The sequence below is a fragment of the Kitasatospora sp. NPDC029312 genome, from assembly GCF_055569215.1.
This window is the reverse complement of record NZ_JBVHXY010000021.1, coordinates 13,492-30,863: the sequence shown is the minus strand read 5'-3', so window position 1 is coordinate 30,863 and position 17,372 is coordinate 13,492. Positions and strand designations below refer to the sequence as shown.

The window sequence follows — 17,372 nt, the reverse complement described above, 5'->3', positions numbered from 1 at the left end:
AGCCCCGACGGCCGCGGATTCGCATCCGCGGACCGGGCTCCGGAATTGGATTCGCAGGCACCCGTGATCGGCTTGTGTGGCGAACCGGTTTCGCCCCTGTTTCAGGCCGCTGACGGTTGGGCACAATCGTCTGGACGTGCGCCGTGGCACGTCCCCCCTTCCCCCCGCCTGACCTGCGCATCCGTCCGCCATGTGGACGGGATATTCCGCTTCTCGGGATCCTGGGCATCATGTAACTTGCACCACCACCGCACCATCGCACCACCCCCACCGCACCACCGCATCAGGGCCAACGTCGTCCCTACTTGCACCAACTTGCCGAAAGACGACGACGGGAGAGCCGATGCTGTCTGCATCCATGCACTCCGCCAACGAGCCCCAGGCCGGCGCCCCCCGCCCGCCCTACGCGCTCGTGCCGGATGCGCGACCTGCTGCTCAGGGCCTGTACGACCCGCGAAACGAGCACGACGCCTGTGGCGTCGGCTTCGTCGCCACGCTGACCGGCATCGCCGACCACACCATCGTCGAGCAGGCGCTGAACGTCCTGCGCAACCTGGAGCACCGCGGCGCCACCGGCGCCGAGCCCGACTCCGGCGACGGCGCGGGCATCCTCACCCAGATCCCCGACGCCTTCCTGCGCGGCAAGGTCACCTTCGAACTCCCGGCGGCCGGCTCCTACGCCGTCGGCATCGCCTTCCTGCCCGACGAGGACGCGGCCGACGCCGCCGCCGTCACCCGGATCGAGGCCATCGCCGCCGAGGAGAACCTCACCGTCCTCGGCTGGCGCGACGTCCCGGTGACTCCGGACCTCCTCGGCGCCACCGCGCGCAGCGTGATGCCGCGCTTCCGCCAGCTCTTCCTGTCCCACCCGGACCGGACGGGCATCGAGCTGGACCGGATCGCCTTCGTGGTCCGCAAGCGCGCCGAGCGCGAGGCCGGCGTCTACTTCCCGTCGCTGTCCGCCCGCACCATCGTCTACAAGGGCATGCTGACCACCGGCCAGCTGGAGCCCTTCTTCCCCGACCTGTCGGACCGCACCTACGCGTCCGCGATCGGCCTGGTGCACTCGCGCTTCTCCACCAACACCTTCCCGAGCTGGCCGCTCGCCCACCCGTACCGCTTCGTCGCGCACAACGGCGAGATCAACACGGTCAAGGGCAACCGCAACTGGATGAGCGCCCGCGAATCCCAGCTCGCCACCGACCTCATCCCGGCCGACGCGAACGGCCGGGGCCTGGAGCGGATCTTCCCGATCTGCACCCCCGACCACTCCGACTCCGCCTCCTTCGACGAGGTCCTGGAGCTGCTCCACCTCGGCGGCCGCTCGCTGCCGCACTCCGTGCTGATGATGATCCCGGAGGCGTGGGAGAACCACGCCACCATGGAGCCCGCCCGCCGCGCCTTCTACCAGTACCACTCCAACCTGATGGAGCCCTGGGACGGCCCCGCCTGCGTCACCTTCACCGACGGCACCCAGATCGGCGCCGTGCTCGACCGCAACGGCCTGCGCCCCGCCCGCTACTGGATCACCGAGGACGGCCTGGTCGTCCTCTCCTCCGAGGTCGGCGTGCTCGACATCGAGCAGGAGAAGGTCACCCGTAAGGGGCGCCTGCAGCCCGGCCGGATGTTCCTGGTGGACACCGCCGAGGGCCGCATCGTCGAGGACGAGGAGATCAAGTCCGCCCTCGCCGCCGAACACCCCTACGCGGAGTGGGTCGCCGCCGGGCAGATCCAGCTCGCCAAGCTGCCCGAGCGCGAGCACATCGCCCACACCCACGCCTCCGTCACCCGCCGCCAGCAGACCTTCGGCTACACCGAGGAGGAACTGCGCGTCATCCTGGCGCCGATGGCCCGCACCGGCGCCGAGGCGCTCGGCTCGATGGGCACCGACTCCCCGATCGCCGCGCTCAGCGAGAAGCCGCGCCTGCTGTTCGACTACTTCGTGCAGCTCTTCGCGCAGGTCACCAACCCGCCGCTGGACGCCATCCGCGAGGAACTCGTCACCTCGCTGCTGTCCAACCTCGGCCCCGAGGGCAACCTGCTCGCCGCCGAAGCCGCCTCCTGCCGCTCCGTCGGCATCACCTTCCCGGTGATCGACAACGACGAGCTGGCCAAGCTCGTCCACATCAACGCCGACGGCGACCAACCGGGCCTGAAGGCCGTCACGCTGTCCGGCCTCTACAAGGTCGCCACCGGCGGCGAGGGCCTGGCCGCACGCCTGGCCGAGATCGCCGCCGAGGCCGACGCCGCGATCGCCGACGGCGCCCGGATCATCGTGCTCTCCGACCGGCACTCCGACGCCGAGCACGCCCCGATCCCCTCGCTGCTGCTCACCTCGGCCGTCCACCACCACCTCATCCGCACCAAGCAGCGCACCCAGGTGTCGCTGCTCGTCGAGGCCGGTGACGTCCGCGAGGTGCACCACGTCGCCCTGCTGATCGGCTACGGCGCCGGCGCGGTCAACCCCTACCTGGCGATGGAGTCCGTCGAGGACCTCGTCGCCCAGGGTACGTATTTGAACCAGGGGGGCATCGAGGGCATCGAGGCCGAGAAGGCGATCAGGAACCTGATCAAGGCGCTCGGCAAGGGCGTGCTCAAGGTGATGTCCAAGATGGGCATCTCCACCGTCGCCTCCTACCGCGGCGCCCAGGTCTTCGAGGCCATCGGCCTCTCCCAGGAACTGGTCGACGGCTACTTCTCCGGCACCACCACCAAGCTCGGCGGCATCGGCCTCGACGAGATCGCCAAGGAGACCGCCGCCCGGCACGCCAAGGCCTACCCGGCCTCCGGCATCCCCGCCGCGCACCGCGCGCTGGACATCGGCGGCGAGTACCAGTGGCGCCGCGAGGGCGAACCGCATCTGTTCGACCCGGACACCGTCTTCCGGCTGCAGCACTCCACCCGCAACCGCCGGTACGACATCTTCAAGCAGTACACCGACCGGGTGAACGAGCAGTCCGCTCGCCTGATGACGCTGCGCGGCCTGTTCCAGCTGGACGGCCTCGGCCGCGAGCCCATCCCCGTCGACGAGGTCGAGCCGGTCTCCGAGATCGTCAAGCGCTTCTCCACCGGCGCCATGTCGTACGGCTCGATCTCCCGCGAGGCCCACGAGACCCTCGCCATCGCGATGAACCGCCTCGGCGGCAAGTCCAACACCGGTGAGGGCGGCGAGGACCCGGACCGCCTGTACGACCCCGAGCGCCGCTCGGCGATCAAGCAGGTCGCCTCCGGCCGGTTCGGCGTCACCTCCGAGTACCTCGTCAACGCCGACGACATCCAGATCAAGATGGCCCAGGGCGCCAAGCCCGGCGAGGGCGGCCAGCTGCCCGGCCACAAGGTCTACCCGTGGGTCGCCAAGACCCGGCACTCCACCCCGGGTGTCGGCCTGATCTCGCCGCCGCCGCACCACGACATCTACTCGATCGAGGACCTGGCGCAGCTGATCCACGACCTCAAGAACGCCAACCCCGCCGCCCGCATCCACGTGAAGCTGGTGTCCGAGGTCGGCGTCGGCACCGTCGCGGCGGGCGTCTCCAAGGCGCACGCGGACGTCGTCCTGGTCTCCGGACACGACGGCGGCACCGGCGCCTCGCCGCTCACCTCGCTCAAGCACGCCGGCGGCCCCTGGGAGCTCGGCCTCGCCGAGACCCAGCAGACCCTGCTGCTGAACGGGCTGCGCGACCGCATCGTCGTCCAGACCGACGGCCAGCTGAAGACCGGCCGCGACGTCGTCATCGCCGCCCTGCTCGGCGCCGAGGAGTTCGGCTTCGCCACCGCGCCGCTGGTCGTCTCCGGCTGCATCATGATGCGCGTCTGCCACCTGGACACCTGCCCCGTCGGGGTCGCCACCCAGAACCCGGTGCTGCGCGAGCGGTTCTCCGGCAAGCCCGAATTCGTCGTCAACTTCTTCGAGTTCATCGCCGAAGAGGTCCGCGAGATCCTCGCCTCCCTCGGCTTCCGCTCGATCGAGGAGGCCGTCGGCCGCGCCGAGCACATCAACGCCCAGGCCGCCATCGACCACTGGAAGGCCGCCGGGCTCGACCTGGCCCCGCTGTTCCACGTGCCGCAGCTGCCCGACGGCGCCCCCCGGCACCGCACCACCACCCAGGACCACGCGCTCGACAAGGCGCTCGACAACCAGCTGATCACGCTCGCCGAGGACGCCCTCGAACGCGGCGAGACCGTCCGCATCCAGCTGCCGATCCGCAACGTCAACCGCACCGTCGGCACCATGCTCGGCCACGAGGTCACCAAGCGGTACCGCGGCGAGGGTCTGCCCGAGGGCACCATCGACGTCACCTTCACCGGCTCCGCCGGCCAGTCCTTCGGCGCCTTCCTGCCCCGCGGCATCACCCTGCGGCTCGAGGGCGACGCCAACGACTACGTCGGCAAGGGCCTCTCCGGCGGCGTCGTCGTGGTCCGCCCCGCCCGCGAGGCCGCGGCCATCGGCAACGACGCGCAGAACCACGTGATCGCCGGCAACACCATCGGCTACGGCGCCACCTCCGGCCGGATCCACCTGCGCGGCAAGGCCGGTGAGCGCTTCGCCGTCCGCAACTCCGGTGCCACCCTGGTCGTCGAAGGCGTCGGCGACCACGGCCTGGAGTACATGACCGGAGGCCGGGTCGTCATCCTCGGCGAGACCGGACGCAACCTCGCGGCCGGCATGTCCGGCGGCATCGCGTACGTCCTGGACCTGCGCCCCGCCAACGTCAACGACGGCATGGTGGGCATCGAGGCCCCCACCGCCGCCGACCGCGAATGGCTGCGCGAGACCGTGCAGCAGCACTACGAGGAGACCGGCTCCACCGTCGCCGCCGAACTCCTGGCCGACTGGGGCGGTGGGGTCTCCCGCTTCTCCAAGATCATGCCGACCGACTACAAGGCAGTGCTCGCCGCCAAGGACGCCGCTGAGCGCGCCGGCCTCTCCGAGGCCGAGACCACCGCGAAGATGATGGAGGCGGCTAATGGCTGACCCCAAGGGCTTCCTGACCACGCCCAAGCAGCTGGCGGAGCGCCGCCCGGTCGACGTCCGGATCAAGGACTGGAACGAGGTCTACGTCGAACGCAGCCTCCTGCCGGTCATCAGCAAGCAGGCCGGCCGCTGCATGGACTGCGGCATCCCGTTCTGCCACAACGGCTGCCCGCTCGGGAACCTCATCCCCGAGTGGAACGACCTCGCCTACCGGGACGACTGGACCGGCGCCATCGAGCGTCTCCACGCCACCAACAACTTCCCGGAGTTCACCGGGCGGCTGTGCCCGGCGCCCTGCGAGTCGGCCTGCGTGCTCGGCATCAACCAGGACGCGGTGACCATCAAGAACGTCGAGGTCACCATCATCGACAAGGCCTGGGACCGCGGCGGGGTCACCCCGCAGATCCCGGAACGGCTCTCCGGCAAGACCGTCGCCGTCATCGGCTCCGGCCCGGCCGGCCTCGCCGCCGCCCAGCAGCTCACCCGCGCCGGACACACCGTGGTGGTGTACGAGCGCGCCGACCGCATCGGCGGGCTGCTGCGCTACGGCATCCCCGAGTTCAAGATGGAGAAGCGCCACATCAACCGCCGCATCGAACAGATGCGGGCGGAGGGCACCCGGTTCCGCACCGGCGTGCACGTCGGCGAGGACATCACCGGCCAGCAGCTGCGCGAGCGCTTCGACGCCGTCGTCGTCGCCGCCGGCGCCACCACGGCCCGCGACCTGCCGGTGCCCGGACGCGAGCTCAAGGGCGTCCACCAGGCCATGGAGTACCTGCCGCTGGCCAACAAGGTGCAGGAGGGCGACCTCGTCGAATCGCCGATCAGCGCCAAGGGAAAGCACGTCGTCGTGATCGGCGGCGGCGACACCGGCGCGGACTGCGTCGGCACCGCCCACCGCCAGGGCGCCCTGTCGGTGACCCAGCTGGAGATCATGCCCCGCCCCGGCGAGGACCGCCCCGGCCACCAGCCGTGGCCGACCATGCCGATGACCTACAAGGTCACCTCCGCGCACGAGGAGGGCGGCGAGCGGATCTACTCCGTCAGCACCACCCACCTCACCGGCGACGAGCACGGCAACGTCCAGGAACTCCACCTCGTCGAGGTCGAGTTCAAGGACGGTCGGTTCGAGCCCGTCCCCGGCACCGAACGCGCCATCCCCGCCCAGCTCGTCACCCTGGCCATGGGCTTCACCGGGACGGACGTCAGGAACGGCCTGGTCGAGCAGCTCGGCGTCGACCTCGACGCGCGCGGTAACATTGCCCGCGACGGCCGGTTCGCCACCAATGTCGATGGCGTGTACGTCTGCGGAGACGCCGGCCGTGGCCAGTCACTGATCGTCTGGGCCATCGCGGAAGGCCGCTCGGCCGCTGCCGCGGTGGACAAGTACCTGGGCGGCAAGACCCCGCTTCCCGCCCCGATCCGGCCCACGGACCGCCCCCTGGTGGTCTGACGGCACGGACGGTCCGACCGGCCCCCGAACCCCCGGTGCCGCATCGCCGGGAGCTCAACCCGCTGCCCCCGCCAGCGTCGCCGGGCCAACGCGGTCTCCTGGCGCCCGCCCTCTTCCCCGACCAGTCGGAGGGCGGGCGCCGTCGCGTTCCCGGCCCGGCGCGGTCGCGTTCGAGGCGCCGTCGCGTTCCCGCCCGGCGCCGGTGCGTTCCCGGCCGTTCCCCGGGTGTTCTCACCCGGCTCTCACCTCCGCCCCCGCCCGGGCTCCCACCAGCGCTCCCACCAGCGTTTTCGTCCACGCCCCGAAGGGCGGCTCCCAGCGTTCTCCCAGCCTTGGCACCCCCGCCGGAAAGCCCCCGGCACGGGCTGTTGTTCGTCGGTGCCAGGTGGCAGACTGCCGCCGACGGCCGGGGGGCTGCGCGAGTGCGGAGGGTGACTTCGATGGGCACGACTCAGGCAGGCGGGGGCGCGACGGTACGGCGTCTGCTGCTCGGCAACCAGCTGCGCAAACTCCGCGAGGCCAGAGGAGTCAGCCGCGAGGAGGCCGGCTACTCGATCCGCGCCTCCGAATCGAAGATCAGCCGGATGGAACTCGGCCGCGTCGGCTTCAAGGAACGCGACGTCGCCGACCTCCTCACCCTCTACGGCGTCGACGCCGAACAGGAACGCGCCGGCATCCTCGGACTCGTCCGCGACGCCAACGCCGGCTCCTGGTGGCACGAGTACGGCGACGTGCTGCCCGCCTGGTTCCAGAACTACCTGGGCCTGGAGGAAGCCGCCGCCGAGATCCGCAGCTACGAGGTCCAGTTCGTCCACGGGCTGCTCCAGACCGCCGACTACGCCCGCGCCGTGATCACCGCCGGCTGCCACGGCGTCCCCGAGGAGGACATCGAACGCCGGGTCGACGTACGCCTCAAGCGCCAGGACCTGCTCACCGCCGACCACCCGCCCCACCTGCTCGCCGTCCTGGACGAAGCCGCGCTGCGCCGCCCCTGGGGCGGCCCCGCGCAGATGCGCGGCCAGCTCGACCGGCTCCTCGAACTCGCCGAACTGCCCCACGTGCGGCTGCAGGTGCTGCCGCTCGGCACCGCCGGGCTCGCCGCCGAGAGCGGCGCCTTCAGCGTGCTGGGCTTCGCCGAGGCCGAGCTCGCCGACGTGGTCTACCTGGAGCAGTTCACCACCGCGCTCTACGTCGACAAGCCCGCCGAAGTCGCCTCCTACCGCCAGGCGATGGAGGGCCTCCAGGCCGAGAGCCTCAGCCCCGAAAGGACCCGCGACCTTTTGCACTCCGTACGCCAAGAGCTTTGACACGTCAGTACGATGAGGTCCCATCAGGTCGGGCACGAGAGGGATCAGATGTCGTACTTCTCCGAGTTGGCGCTGCAGTACATCGACGGCGAATGGTGCAGCGGCAGCGGCTCCTGGGACATCGTCGACGTCGACCCCTACACCGGCGACAAACTGGCCACCATCACCGTCGCCACCGTCGCCGAGGTCGACCGCGCCTACCGGGCCGCCGAGCGCGCCCAGCGCGGCTGGGCCGCCACCAACCCCTACCAGCGCCGACTCGTCTTCGAGCGCGCGCTGCGGCTGGTGGAGGAGCGCGAGGCGGAGATCGTCCGGGCGATCGCGGCCGAACTCGGCGGCACCGCGCTCAAGGCCGGCTTCGAACTGTCCCTGGTGAAGGACCTGCTGCGCGAGTGCCTGCACCTGTCGGTGGCCGCGGAGGGCCGGCTGCTGCCCTCGCCCGCCCCCGGCAAGGAGAACCGGCTCTACCGGCTGCCGGTCGGCGTGGTCGGCGTGATCAGCCCGTTCAACTTCCCGCTGTTCCTGGCCCTCAAGGCCGTCGCCCCGGCGCTCGCCCTCGGCAACGGCGTCGTGCTCAAGCCGCACCAGGAGACCCCGGTCGTCGGCGGCTCCCTGATCGCCAGGATCTTCGAGGACGCCGGCCTGCCGCCCGGCCTGCTGAACGTCGTGATCACCGACATCGCGGAGATCGGCGACAGCTTCATCGAACACCCCGTGCCCAAGGTGATCTCCTTCACCGGCTCCGACCGGATCGGCCGGCACGTCGCCACCGTGGCCGCCGCCCACTTCAAGCGGACCGTGCTGGAACTCGGCGGCAACAGCGCGCTGGTCGTGCTGGACGACGCCGACCTCGACTACGCCGTGGACGCCGCCGTGTTCAGCCGCTTCATCCACCAGGGCCAGGTCTGCATGGCCGCCAACCGGGTGCTGGTCGACCGCGCGGTGCTCGCCGAGTTCACCGAGAAGTTCGTCGCCAAGACCGCCTCGCTGACCGTCGGCGACCCCAGGGACCCGGCCACCCACATCGGCCCGCTGATCAACTCCGTCCAGGCCGACACCATTACCGCCCAGGTCGACCAGGCGATCGCCGGCGGCGCCACCGCACTGCTGCGCGGCGCCACCACCGGCAGCCTGATGGCACCGACCGTGCTCACCGACCTGCCCGCGGACGCGCCCATCCTGCAGCGCGAACTCTTCGGGCCCGTCGTCCTGTTGGTGCCCTTCGACGGCGAGGAGGAGGCCGTCCGGCTGGCCAACCACACGCCCTTCGGGCTCAGCGGCGCGGTGCACACCGCGGACGTGGAGCGCGGCGTGCGGGTCGCCCAGCGGATCGAGACCGGCATGATCCACGTCAACGGCGGGACGATCGCCGACGAGCCGGGGGTGCCCTTCGGCGGCGAGAAGAACTCCGGCGTCGGCCGGCTCAACGGCGAGTCCACGGTGGACGCCTTCACCACCGTGAAGTGGATCTCCGTGCAGCACGGGCGGGCGCCGTTCCCGTTCTAGCGCTCCTGCTCCAGGGCTCCCGTTCCAGGGCTCCCGTTCCAGGACTTGCCGTGAGGAGTCACGCGGCCCGGGCCTCCCGGCGGTAGCTGCCGGGGGCCCGGCCGAACTCCCGCTTGAAGGCCTTCGCGAACGCGTACTCCGAGCCGTACCCGGTCTGCGCCGCCACCGCCGTCAGCGGCGCCTCCGACTCGCGCAGCAGCCGGGCGGCGGTGGTCATCCGCCACCGGGTCAGGTACGCCATCGGCGGCTCGCCCACCATCGAGGTGAACCGGCGGGCGAACGCCGCCCGGGACAGGCCCGCCCGGTCCGCGAGGGACTCCACCGTCCACGGGGTGGCCGGGGCCTCGTGGATCGCCGTCAGGGCGGGCGCCACGGCCGTGTCCCGCAGCGCCGCCGCCCAGCCGGCGGCGGTCGCGGCGGGCTGGTCCTCGAACCAGGCCCGCAGGATGTACAGCAGCAGCGAGTCGATCAGCGCCGGGACGATCCCGGTCGAGCCGATCCGCGGGTTCTCCAGCTCGGAGCCCAACAGTTCGACGGCGGCCGCCAGTTCCGGGTGCCGTCCGTGCCGGGTCGGCAGGTGGATCAGCTCGGGCAGCTGCCGGACCATCGGGTGGGGGCGGCCCTGGTCCAGGTGGTAGTTGCCGCACACCAGGGTGGTGCGGGCGCCGTCGCCGCCCAGGGAGATGGTGCCGATCGGCGAGCCGCCGTCGACCCGGCAGCTCTCGGCGTCCACCGCCGGGGTGTCCGGGTGGTCGGCCAGGACGTGGCCGCGGCCGTCCCGCAGGAACACCACGTCCCCCGGGCTGAGCGGGACGGGCCCGCGGCCGGCCACCGGAGCAGCCGACGCCGGAGCGACGGGGCCCGCCGGGACCAGCCAGCAGGTGCCGTACAGCACCACGTGGAAGCCGGCCCCGGCAACCGGGGGCAGGCGCAGGGCCCAGGGCGCCCGGCCGTCCGTGCGGACGGACGCCGGGTGCGCCGTCCGCATCGAACCCAGTGCCTCGGTCAGGATGTCCATCGCCCGCCCCCAGCGGTCTCGTCAGTCAACGGTCAGCACGACCTTGCCCTGGACGGTACCGGAGCCCACCAGCTCGTGCGCCCGGCCGGCCTCGGCGAGCGGGAAGGCCGCGGCGACGTGCGGGCGGATCCGGCCCTCGTCGACCAGGGCGGCGATCGCCTCCAGCGAGGTGTAGTCGGGCTCGACGAAGACGCCGGCGAAGCGCCGCCCGGCGGCCTCGATCGCGGCGGCGAGCTCCCGGTTCCCGTGCTCCATGATGCTGACCAGCACGCCGGCCGGCTTGAGCACCTCCAGGGCGCGGGTGCCCTCGGAGGAGGAGTCGAAGACGATGTCGACGTCCTTGACCGCCTGGGTGTAGTCGGTGGTCCGGTAGTCGATCGGCTCGTCGGCGCCGAGCTCCTTGAGGAAGGCGTGCTTGGGCTCGCTGGCCAGCGCGATCACGTACGCGCCGTGGGCCTTGGCGATCTGCACGGCGAGGTGGCCGACGCCGCCCGCCGCCCGGTGGATCAGCACGCGCTGACCCTCGCCGATGCGGGCCAGGTCCACCAGGCCCTGCCAGGCGGTCAGCGCGGCCAGCGGCAGCGCGGCGGCCTCCGTGTGGTCCAAGGTGGCGGGCTTGCGGGCCAGTTGGCGGGAGGGCGAGGTGACGTACTCGGCGTAGCCGCCGGCCGAGCGCGGGAAGAAGGGCATCCCGTAGACCTCCTCGCCCACCCGGTAGCGGGCCCCCGGGCCGACCTCCTCGACCACCCCGGAGATGTCCCAGCCCACGGTGAACGGCGGCTCGCCCAGCAGTGGGAACGTCCCCGCCCGCACCATCAGGTCCACCGGGTTCACCCCGGCGGCCTTCACCCGCACCAGCACCTCACCGCTCAACGGCTCCGGCCGCTCCACCTCGGCCACCTGCATGACCTCGGGCCCGCCGAACTCCGTCTGCATGATCGCGCGCATCGAACTCTCCTCATCCGGTCACCACCGGCCCCCGCGGGGCCGTGCTCGATGCCCTCAACGATAGGAAGATCGAGTGAGCGGATGAATATCCTCCAGTCTCGGATGGATGTCCGAACGTCTCGCGAAGCGAGCGGATCAGTCGGAGTAACGGACGAGGCCGTCGGTGGCGAGCTCGAAGTCGAAGGGCGCCGGGACGGGCACGCGGTCGCCGAACTTGCCGTTCCACTGCTGGTGGTAGCCGGTCTCGGAGGGCTCGGAGTACAGCGTGATGTCGCCCTCGCGCGGGTCGATCAGCAGGTACAGCGGGATGCCCATCAGTGGGTAGTCGCGGACCTTGCCGACCAGGTCGTTCTCCGGGTTCGACGGCGAGACGATCTCCACCGCGATGGCGGCCTGCTCGGCCGGCACCTGGCTCCCGCGCGACTCCAGAGGGATGTAGGCGAGGTCGGGGTTGCGCAGCTTGCCCACGTTCGGCGAGGCGAGGTCGGTGTTCTCGCTCGGCATCATGTCGGCGGGTTCGTGCGCCTCGAACTGCCGGCGGATCAGCAGGAGGTTGCGTTGATGGATCACCGGCGGCCCGGCCATCATGATGATCTCGTCGCCCGAGATCTCGATCTTCCATCCGGCGGGGGGCGTCAGGCTCTGCGCGTACGCCAGCAGCCGCGCGTGGCGCTCGGGGATCCGGAACTCGCTCATGGAGTCATCCTTCCACCGAGGACGGCGCGAAGGCCGTCGGCGCGGGACTGCTCGTCCGGCGTCGGCGGCCTTCGCGGGAGGTTCGCCTAGAACACCGGCTGGCCGGCGCGGACCAGGCGCCAGGAGTCGGTGAAGAAGTCGGCGGGGTCGATGGTGCCCTTGGCCTTGACCCAGGTGATCATGGTGTTGCGGATCTCGTCCGAGTTCGACCAGACCACCTTGGCGCTGGCCACGTGCGGGAAGTTGCCGCCGCCGTTGGCGCGGTAGTTGTTGACGGCGAGCACGAACTGGGCGGCCGGGTCGACCGGCTTGCCCTGGTAGCTGAGGTTGACGATCCGCTGGCCCTTGGGCTGGGCGATGTCGATGTCGTAGCTCAGGCCGTAGACCGAGTCGTAGTTGTAGTCCGGGGTGGTCTCGGCGCCGGTCATGGCCGCCTTGTCGACCGGGGCACCCGGGGCGAGCTGGTAGTAGTACTTCGCGGAGAACTCCAGGTAGTCCTTGAGCTGGGCGCCCGTCAGGATGCGGGCTTCCAGGGTGTTCTCGTAGATGTACAGGCCCGCGGCGTCGCGCAGCTTGACCTGGCCGGCCGGGATCAGCGCGGTGCGGTTGAACGGGGCGGCCTGGGCCAGGACCGGGAGGTTGGCGTACTGCCCGCCCGCCAACGCGGTCTTCACGGCGTCCGCCTGGACCTTGCCGATCAGGTCGATGATCGGGGTGGCCCTGAACCGGGCCTCGGCGATCGACAGCTCGATCTTGCTGGTGCCGATGTTCTGGTTGACGTACTCGACGACCTTCTTGTGCTGCCCGAGGATCGCGTCGGCGATCTCCGGGTTCTCCGGCACGGTGTTGGAGTTCAGCACCCGGGAGGAGACCGAGGCGACCTTCCAGTGGCCGTCCGCGAACTCGACCTCGAAGTCGAAGCAGCTCAGGCGCTGGCCCCAGCACAGCGGCTCGGAGAGCACGACCGTCCTGCCGGTCTTCTTGTTGACGATGAGGCGCTGCGCGACCTCCTTGTGGGTGTGGCCCACCAGCACCGCGTCGATGTCCGGGACGGTCGCGGCCATCTCGCCGGAGGCGTCCTCGGGCCAGGGCAGCTGGTCGCCGTAGGTGGTCGGCTCGTCGATGCCCGAGTGGGCGGAGACGACGATGACGTCCGCGCCGGCCGCCTTCATCCGGGGCACGTACTTGGCGGCGGTCTCCACGATGCCCGGGAAGACCATCTTGCCGCTGACGTTGGCCTTGTCCCAGATCGCGATGCCCGGGTTGGTCAGTCCGAGGATGCCGACCTTCAGCGGGGTGTCCTCGTCCAGCCACACCTCCTTGATCACGTACGGCTTGAAGGCCGGCTTCTCGTTCTTCGCGTGCAGCGCGTTGGCGCCCAGCAGCGGAAACTCCAACTGGTCCTCGAAGGCCTTCACGGTCGGGATGCCGTAGTTGAACTCGTGGTTGCCGAGCGCGGCGGCGTCGTAGCCCATCAGGTTCATGGCGACGGCCATCGGGTGGTCCGGCACGTTGTCACCGTCGGTGGCGATCGGCTCGATGCGGGCGTAGTAGTAGGTCAGCTGGGTGCCCTGGATGATGTCACCCGAGTCGATCAGGAGACAGCGGTCCCAGCCCTTCTCCTCGCGCACCTGGTTCGCCAGGGTGGAGATCTTGGCGAGGCCGACCGCGTTGTGGGCCTGGTCGACGTACTCGGCGTCGGTGAAGTAGTCCCAGTTGAGCACCCGGCCGTGCAGGTCGGTGGTGCCCATGACGGTGAAGGCCTGGCGGCGGGGCTTGCGCTCGGTGCCCTTGGCGGCCGCCGCGTCCGGCTCGGCGGCCGCGGCGGCGGGGGCGGCGGCGACGACGGCTCCGCCGGTCAGGGCGGCGCCGGCGGCGGTGGCCGCGGACCGGGTGACGAAGTCACGGCGGTTCAGGGGCATGGATGACTCTCCCGAGGGGGGACGACGGCGGATGCGCCGTCAACTGGTGTACGTACGGGGCCCGTGGCGCGGACGCGGATGCGGTGACGCGCGTAGAAGGACGCGCGTAGAAGTGTGCCGTGCGGGCCCGGGGAATGGATAGCCCCTCGACGCGTCCAACAGGTGAGATCTTGGCGACTCGTTCATGACGCGGGCGCAGGGGAAAGGGGGCGGTATCCGGTCGGGACGGTCGAAACCGGCCCGACCGGAACGCGCCCGGTCAGTCGAGCTCGGAGGCCAGCCGCCGCACCTCACGGCCGAGCTGCACCGCCGGATCCGGCGCGTCCGGGCCCGCCCACGGCAGCCAGGTGCGCGCCCTCAGGTAGCCGTCCACCGCGACCGGCAGCCGGTACCCGACGATCCGCTCCGCCACCGGGCCGGAGCCCGCCCCGCGCAACGCGGCCAGCAGCGCGTCCACCCCGGCGGAGGCGGGCAACGGGACGGTGCCCAGGTAGTCGGCGAGCGCCTCCAGCTCGGGCCGGGGCACCGCGGGCACCGACTCCGGTACCGGCGGTCCGGGTTGCGGAGGCGGCGGCGAAGGCCGTGGCGACGACGGCGGCGGTGCAGGCGGCGGGGACGGGGTCAGCAGCGCGCCGATCCCGTACAGCCCCGCCACCACCCCCGGCCACCACGCCCCGCCCAACCCGGCGAAGTGCAGCCCCAGACCGACCGCGCCACCCGCACAGCCGACCAGGTTCCGGGTCGACTCCAGGTACCGCAGGACCAGCCGGCCCACCCCGTCACTGGTAGCCACGGATCTCCTCGAACACCCCGTCCAGCGACCCCGAGCCGTCGAACAGCTTCCCGCCGCTCAGATCCGCCACCCCCTGCAACTGGCCGACCGCCGCCTCGCCGAACTTGATCGGGAACACCGGAATCGACTTCTCGGCCGCCGGCAACGCGTCATGGAAACGCTTGAAGTCGCCGTCCGAGGCACCCTCGTTGCTCTCCCCGTCCGTCATCAGCACGATCGAGGTGAACCGGTCGTCGTTCGCCGCGCTCTGCTGCCGCTCGATCACCCGGTACGCCTCCTCCAACGAGTCGTACACCGCCGTACCCCCCGAAGCCGACAACGACTGCACGTCCCCGTTGATCGCCGCCAACTCCGCCGCCGGACCCGGCTGACTGCCGGACGCCGGAACGGCGTGCGTCTTCACCCACTTCACCTTGGAAGCGAAGGACAGCAGCGTCACCTCCTCGCGGTCCCGGAACCGGCGCACCCCACGCGTGTCGTCCGTACCGGTCAGCCGGCTCAACGCCGCCTTCAGCGCATCCAGCCGCGAACCCTCCATCGACCCCGAAGTGTCCAGCACGTACACCGTCCGCGACGGGCGCCGCAGCTCGTTCTGGTACGACGCCAACAAGCCGTCCGCCACCGCCCGCGTCCCCGGGAACGGCAGCTCACGACGGCGATCCGTCGGCAGCCCCGCCGCCGGCGAAGCACCCGCCGCCACCGGACGGCGCAACGTCGACTCCGAGATCCGCTGCTGCACCTCCGGCCTCAGCAAGTACGACGTCAGCCGCTGGAACGACTCCCGCTCGCCCTGGGCCGCCGACGACAGCAGCGACAGCGGATAGTCCGCCGACACCACCCCGTCCTGCGGGCGCACCACCGTCAGCTGCTGCGCCGCCGGCAACGTCCGGTTCAACGACAACAGCACCGACTCGTAGTTCACCAACGCGCCCACCTTGCCGGGCTCCGCCTTCGCGTACGCCTGCGCCAGCCACCCCGACGACCCCGAGGTCAGCTTCTGACCGGCGAAGAACTGCTTCAACTGCGGCGTCGCCTTCTGCACGTCCGCATCGGTCAGCGCCGCGCCCGCGCCCGAGAACGCGGCCGCCACCGCGACCAGCGCCGAGAAACCCGAATTCGAACGCGACGGATCGGACATCCCGTACGACAGCTTCCCCGCCGCCGCCGCATCGCCGATCTGCGCCCAGGTGACCTTCGAACCGTCCCCCCAGCCCAGATCACCCAACACCGAGGAACGCACCCCGACCACCACCGGCGACACCATCACCGGGGTCTCCGACAGCACCTTGGACCTCCCCGCCGGATCCAGCCGCAAGTACTGGTTCGACGGGAACCACACCGCGTCGTACTTGCCGTCCGCCCGGCCCGAGGAGACCGCGTCCGCGCCGTCCAGCGTGCCCGTCCAGGCGAACCGCACCGTCACACCGGTCGCCTTCCGCGCCTCGTCCAGCACCGGCTGCAGATCCTGCAGCTCACTGCCCGCCAGGACGCGCAACACCCCCGCCCTCGCCGACGGGCCCGGAGTCGGCCCCGGATCCGGATTCACGCCCGAGGACGTGCACGCCGATACCGCCGCCAGCACGGCCGCCACCACCGCCGCGCCCCAACCGCGATGCTTCAAGCAGACGTTCACTTCGCGCTCCCCTTCGCCGCCCTGGTCAGCTTGAGCAGGTTGTCCAACGACGGCACCGTCGCCTGCCTCACCTTCGCCGCGTTCAGGTCCTGCGCGAACACCGGCTGCCTGATGCCCCGCACCTGGCCGGCGAAAGCCTCACCCCCGGCCTGCGGACGGAAACCGAACCTCACCTCCAGGGCCCGCAGCGCCACGTCGTTCTGCAACAGGCCGGCGAGCTTCCGCCCGTTCTCCGTCCGGGCGATGATCGTGTGGTCCGAGTACGCCGTCGTGTCCGGATACATCACCACCATGTCCCCGGTCGGCTGCCCTTGCACCGCCATCGCGGCGACCTGCGACTCGTAGCCGAAGATCAGCGGATTGCCGACACCCGCCAGGAAATCCCGGAACGGCTCGTCACTGCTGCTCTTCTGCCCACCCTGCAAGGCCGTCGCCTGGTACAGCCACGGGCGGGCGGCGTCCACCCCCGCATCGTCCGACACCACCAGGTCGCCGTTCAGTACGTACGACAGCAACGCGATGTACAGCGCACCCGAGGAGGAACTCTCCGGATCTGTCGTGGTGACGAAGATCGGGCCGGACAGCTCACCGTGACCCTGCACGTTCACCAGATCCTGCCACTTGCGCTTCGCCTTCAGGGCGTTGACGTACTCGTCCATCCTGAACGTCCACACGCCCGACGGCTCGTCCTGGGCGGCCAGCTTGTTGTCCCGGAGGATCTGCGCGACCGGCGCGTGCGCCACCACCACCAGCGGTGAGTAGAACGGCACCAGCGGCGAGTCCTGCTGACCCCAGTTGCGCTGGATCTCGCGCGCCGGCGCCGTGCTCGCCGGGAACGCGAAATCCAGCCCCGAACTGCTCTGCGCCTGCTCGCTCATCGTCCAGGACCCGGTCGAGTCGGCGTGCACCTCCAGCCCCTGCTTCGCCAACTCGGCCTTCACCTCAGGACTTTCGAAGAACGCCCGCTTCTCCGAACCGATCAGCCCGGTGACCGTGACCGGCTTGCCGGAACCCGGCCCGTCATCCGGGATCAACGCGTACGTCACTCCGCCCAACAACACCAAGGCCGCGAGCACCCCCAGAGCGCGTCTCATGCCGAGCACCTCCCCCTCGTCCGCTCC

Annotated in this window: 11 protein-coding genes; 4 read left to right on the top strand and 7 right to left on the bottom strand. The window is 71.0% G+C overall.

Annotated elements, in window-relative coordinates; translation table 11 throughout:
* Positions 1-343 precede the first annotated feature (343 nt).
* The 4 genes from gltB (at position 344) to ACZ4WV_RS18750 (ending at position 9,241) form a co-directional block, all read left to right on the top strand.
* Positions 344-4,975 carry a glutamate synthase large subunit gene (gene gltB, locus ACZ4WV_RS18765; protein ID WP_465747982.1) on the top strand — a complete coding sequence of 1,544 codons (4,632 nt, stop codon included), beginning with the start codon at positions 344-346 and terminating at the stop codon, positions 4,973-4,975.
* Positions 4,968-6,428 (top strand): glutamate synthase subunit beta, encoded by a 1,461-nt coding sequence (locus ACZ4WV_RS18760; RefSeq protein WP_465747980.1) that lies wholly within the window; start codon positions 4,968-4,970, stop codon positions 6,426-6,428. The genes gltB and ACZ4WV_RS18760 overlap by 8 nt, the downstream gene beginning before the upstream one ends.
* A gap of 440 nt (positions 6,429-6,868) precedes the next feature.
* Positions 6,869-7,735, top strand: coding sequence for a helix-turn-helix domain-containing protein (locus ACZ4WV_RS18755; protein ID WP_465747978.1), 867 nt, complete (start codon positions 6,869-6,871; stop codon positions 7,733-7,735).
* Between the two features lie 48 nt (positions 7,736-7,783).
* On the top strand, positions 7,784-9,241 hold the full coding sequence (locus ACZ4WV_RS18750) for an aldehyde dehydrogenase family protein (RefSeq protein WP_465747976.1): 1,458 nt from the start codon (positions 7,784-7,786) through the stop codon (positions 9,239-9,241).
* A 58-nt stretch (positions 9,242-9,299) separates the two neighbouring features.
* On the opposite strand, the gene ACZ4WV_RS18745 is transcribed toward ACZ4WV_RS18750, so the two are convergent.
* From ACZ4WV_RS18745 to ACZ4WV_RS18715, 7 genes are all read right to left on the bottom strand, one after another.
* Positions 9,300-10,259 carry an AraC family transcriptional regulator gene (locus ACZ4WV_RS18745; RefSeq protein WP_465747974.1) on the bottom strand — a complete coding sequence of 320 codons (960 nt, stop codon included), beginning with the start codon at positions 10,257-10,259 and terminating at the stop codon, positions 9,300-9,302.
* Between the two features lie 21 nt (positions 10,260-10,280).
* Positions 10,281-11,207, bottom strand: a complete 927-nt coding sequence (locus tag ACZ4WV_RS18740) for an NADP-dependent oxidoreductase (RefSeq protein ID WP_465747971.1) — start codon at positions 11,205-11,207, stop codon at positions 10,281-10,283.
* A gap of 135 nt (positions 11,208-11,342) precedes the next feature.
* Positions 11,343-11,903: a Uma2 family endonuclease gene (locus tag ACZ4WV_RS18735; protein WP_465747969.1), complete on the bottom strand. Its 561-nt coding sequence runs from the start codon at positions 11,901-11,903 to the stop codon at positions 11,343-11,345.
* Positions 11,904-11,989: 86 nt separating this feature from the next.
* Positions 11,990-13,825, bottom strand: a complete 1,836-nt coding sequence (locus ACZ4WV_RS18730; protein WP_465747967.1) for a bifunctional metallophosphatase/5'-nucleotidase — start codon at positions 13,823-13,825, stop codon at positions 11,990-11,992.
* 259 nt (positions 13,826-14,084) lie between these two features.
* A complete protein-coding gene (locus ACZ4WV_RS18725; RefSeq protein ID WP_465747965.1) occupies positions 14,085-14,618 on the bottom strand; it encodes a hypothetical protein in 534 nt (177 codons plus the stop codon).
* Complete coding sequence (locus tag ACZ4WV_RS18720; RefSeq protein ID WP_465747963.1) at positions 14,605-16,251, bottom strand: extracellular solute-binding protein; 1,647 nt, start codon at positions 16,249-16,251, stop codon at positions 14,605-14,607. Before ACZ4WV_RS18720 ends, ACZ4WV_RS18725 begins: the two co-directional genes overlap by 14 nt.
* Complete coding sequence (locus ACZ4WV_RS18715) at positions 16,248-17,327, bottom strand: hypothetical protein (protein ID WP_465747961.1); 1,080 nt, start codon at positions 17,325-17,327, stop codon at positions 16,248-16,250. The genes ACZ4WV_RS18720 and ACZ4WV_RS18715 overlap by 4 nt, the downstream gene beginning before the upstream one ends.
* Positions 17,328-17,372 lie beyond the last annotated feature (45 nt).

Coding starts and splice junctions, on each gene's coding strand:
- gltB (WP_465747982.1), top strand. CDS start 344: ATGCTGTCTGCATCCATGCACTCCGCCAACGAGCCCCAGGCCGGCGCC.
- ACZ4WV_RS18760 (WP_465747980.1), top strand. CDS start 4,968: ATGGCTGACCCCAAGGGCTTCCTGACCACGCCCAAGCAGCTGGCGGAG.
- ACZ4WV_RS18755 (WP_465747978.1), top strand. CDS start 6,869: ATGGGCACGACTCAGGCAGGCGGGGGCGCGACGGTACGGCGTCTGCTG.
- ACZ4WV_RS18750 (WP_465747976.1), top strand. CDS start 7,784: ATGTCGTACTTCTCCGAGTTGGCGCTGCAGTACATCGACGGCGAATGG.
- ACZ4WV_RS18745 (WP_465747974.1), bottom strand. CDS start 10,259: ATGGACATCCTGACCGAGGCACTGGGTTCGATGCGGACGGCGCACCCG.
- ACZ4WV_RS18740 (WP_465747971.1), bottom strand. CDS start 11,207: ATGCGCGCGATCATGCAGACGGAGTTCGGCGGGCCCGAGGTCATGCAG.
- ACZ4WV_RS18735 (WP_465747969.1), bottom strand. CDS start 11,903: ATGAGCGAGTTCCGGATCCCCGAGCGCCACGCGCGGCTGCTGGCGTAC.
- ACZ4WV_RS18730 (WP_465747967.1), bottom strand. CDS start 13,825: ATGCCCCTGAACCGCCGTGACTTCGTCACCCGGTCCGCGGCCACCGCC.